A 3,056-nucleotide genomic window follows, 5' to 3' on the forward strand; every position below is an offset into this window, starting at 1 on the left:
GCCGACGGCGCCGCCGGCCGCGGCGGCGGAGCACGTGGCGGTGGCCGCGGTCCCCGGCAGCTCGGTCCGGATCGACGTCGCGCTGGTGAAGCGCGGCTGGGGCACCCAGCTCGACATCGACTGCGAGGACATGCCGACCAACGGCGAGCTCGCCCTCTGGGTCATCGACGCGAAGGGCCGGGCCGTGACTGCCGCCTCGTGGCGCGCGACGGCAGCTGGGTACTCCCGTGTCACCGGCGCAACCGCACTGAGCCCCAAAGAGATCCAGACCCTTGAGGTGCGCACCGGCACGGGGAAGGTGCTGGCCTCCGCCCGGACGTGACCGCGCGCCTCAGAGCCCGGTGGGCAGTGTCGTCCCGGGTGGCGTGACACTGACCTTCGGCCCGTCGAAGGTGACCTCGCTCAGCCACATGGTGCGGCCGGGCACCTCGGACCCGATCGAGTCCGGCGCCCACGCGTGGTAGACCATGAAGACCCTGCCGTCCCTCTCCAGCAGCGCGCAGTGGCCCGGCCCGGCGGCGACGTCGGTGCTCGTCAGCACGGGGTCGGGGTCCTTGGTGAACGGCCCGGTCGGCGACGTGGCCGTCGCGTGCCCCACGGCGTACTTGTCGCTGCCGTAGTCGTTGGCGGAGTAGAAGAGGTGGAAGACCCCGTCCCGCTCCCAGACGAAGGGTGCCTCGATGAGCTGGCCCTCCCACGGGAGGTCCTGTCGCAGGAGGCGTTTCGGCTGACCCTCGAGCCGCAACCCATCAGCGGAGAGCCTCTGCACGGAGATCCACGTGTCGACGCCGACGGCGTTGCCGTCGTTCTTCCAGTAGAGGTAGGCCGTGCCGTCCTTGGCGACGAACGGTGACGCGTCGATCGAGCCGCCCTGGTCCTGCTCGCAGACGAGGGGTTTGCTGCTCGTGTCGCGGTAGGGGCCCTCGGGGTGGTCGGCGACGGCCAGGCTGATGCACTGGATCGCCGGGTCGGGCGCCATCGTCGTGTAGTACATGACCCACTTCGGGCCGAAGCGGTGCGCCTCGGGCGCCCACACCTTGCCGGGCGTGCTCCACGACGCCACCTGCGGAAGGGCGTCGCTGCCCTGCGTCCACGTGGCGAGGTCGTCGCTCAGGATCGTCTGGACGTTCATCCCGTTGCCGTTCGTGGCGATGGCCACCCACCCCCTCCCGTCGGGGAGGATCTGCGGGTCGGGGAAGTTGCTCGGCCAGACGGGATTCGTCGCCGCCGGAGCGGCGTGCGGGGCGGAGGTGGTCACGGTGTCTCCGGAAGGGGTCTGGGACCCGCCCCCGCAGCCGGCGAGCAGCACGCCGGCGAGGGCAAGGGTCCGCGCGGTCGGGATGGTCCGGGCGGTGCGGGTGCGTCTCATCCTGCGCCCGGGTCGGCCGGCCAGCTCGACGCGAAGAAGCGCAGGTAGTCGACCTCAGCGGTGACCGCGGGGCTGGCGCCGCCGTGCGCGACGAGCCCGATGCGCGGGTCGGTGCCGGCGCGGAAGGTCCACGTCGCGCCCCAGGTCCAGTGCACGCCGTCCCGGCTCGTGGCGGCGCGGTAGAGGTGCTCACCGGCGGCGTTCCGGTGGTGCGCGAGCCGCAGCCACAGGGCCGGCGCCGACGTGCCGATGACGGCGCCGCCGTAGCTCGTCGGGACGCCGGGCCCGGGCGCGGCGTGCGGGTCCGCAGCCGTCTCACGGCCGAACTCGGTCTGGCGGGTGTTCCAGATCGCCACGTTGGACAGCCGCGCGAAGTCGTCGTCGTTCTCGTAGGCGACGAGCCCGACCTGCTGGTAGTTGCGGACGGTGTCGACCCCGAGGTCGAGCGTCGTCTTCGCCTCGGCGATCCAGTCGCCGTCGCCCGGGGTGTCGTGGAGCAGCACGCTCGCGGTGTTACCACCGCCGACGAGGTCGGTGCCCTCGACGGGCCAGCGCAGGCTGCCGCCCGAGACGGTGACGGCCGGGTTGCCTCGCACCCAGGTGAAGCCGGCGAGACTCGGGTCGCTGAACTCCTCGGAGTCGAGCAGCGCCCCAGCCTCGGGCACCGGCACGAGGCTCGCGGCATCGGCGGCCGCCGGGTTGACGACGACGTTGTCGACGACGGCCGCGCTGCTGCTGAGACGCACCGGAGCCGAGTCGGGACGGGCGTCGCCCGTGACGCGCACTCGCGCCACGACGTCGGCGAGGTCGCTCTCGCTCACCTCCGCGGTCAGTCCCTCGGCCGTCGCCTCGACGGTCAGCGTGCGCCAGGCCCCGCCGGGGAGGGCGGGCAGCGTCGTCGTCGCCGAGCGGACGGTGCCGTCACGGTCGACCTGCGCCGTGAGGCGGCCACCCTTGGGGTCGAGCGTGACCTTGACAGCCGGGTTGCCGCCGAGCAGGACCCGCAGCGGCTCGGTGCCGCGGTGGTCGAGGCGCACGTGGAGCGGGCCTGCTGGGGCGGAGGCGCTCGTYGACGCCGTGCCGTGGACGAGCGCCGTGGAGCCGGTGACGGCGTCCGCGGGCCCGTCGACCAGCCCCTTGAAGCCGGCCGCCGACGGGTCGGTCGGGGTGATGCCGAGCCCCGAGCCCAGGGCCGGGGCCGGCTGCGGGGTGTCGGAGGGGCCGGCACCGGCGCGGGTGCGGGGCCACCCGTCGACCCAGTCGAGACGGTCGAGCAGCATGGGACGACGGTTGATCCCGAACGGCGTCGTCAGCCACGGGTTGTTCCGGTCGACCGCGTGGTAGGCGATGAAGTCACGCCCCTCGGCGTCCGTGACGACGGCGTGGTGGCCGGCCCCGACGAAGCGGTTGCCGTTCTGCGTCAGCACGGTGGTGCCGCCGACCCGCGACGTGAGCAGCGACGTGCCCTCGGCGTCGACGAACGGTCCGAGCGGTGAGCCAGACCGGCCGGCGAAGACGGAGTAGCCCGTCGTCGGGCCGGCGCAGCAGTTCGCGGCCGAGCCCATGAGGTAGTAGAAGTCGCCGTGCCGCACGACGTAGGAGCCCTCGTACCGGTTGTCGACGGCGACCTGCGTGGCCGTGCCGACCGGCGTCAGGCCGTCCGCCGACATCCGGGTCACCCAGAGGC

At 73.4% G+C, this 3,056-nt stretch carries 2 protein-coding genes and 1 pseudogene; 1 reads left to right on the top strand and 2 read right to left on the bottom strand.

Annotated elements, in window-relative coordinates; all coding sequences use genetic code 11:
* A pseudogene (locus tag AC1DP0_RS20290) lies at positions 1–322 on the top strand (hypothetical protein); the annotation flags it as partial.
* 9 nt (positions 323–331) lie between these two features.
* On the opposite strand, the gene AC1DP0_RS20295 reads toward AC1DP0_RS20290, so the two are convergent.
* Positions 332–1,369: a glycoside hydrolase family 43 protein gene (locus tag AC1DP0_RS20295; protein ID WP_478088089.1), complete on the bottom strand. Its 1,038-nt coding sequence runs from the start codon at positions 1,367–1,369 to the stop codon at positions 332–334.
* Positions 1,366–3,056 (bottom strand): family 43 glycosylhydrolase (locus AC1DP0_RS20300; protein ID WP_478088091.1); only part of this gene is annotated, 1,691 nt, incomplete at its 5' end. The genes AC1DP0_RS20295 and AC1DP0_RS20300, both read right to left, overlap by 4 nt.

It is taken from the genome of Terrabacter sp. P5_B1, assembly GCF_056400505.1.

What these genes read in the sequence shown, in the direction of transcription:
- AC1DP0_RS20295 (WP_478088089.1), bottom strand. Translation starts at nt 1,369, where the DNA reads ATGAGACGCACCCGCACCGCCCGGACCATCCCGACCGCGCGGACCCTT.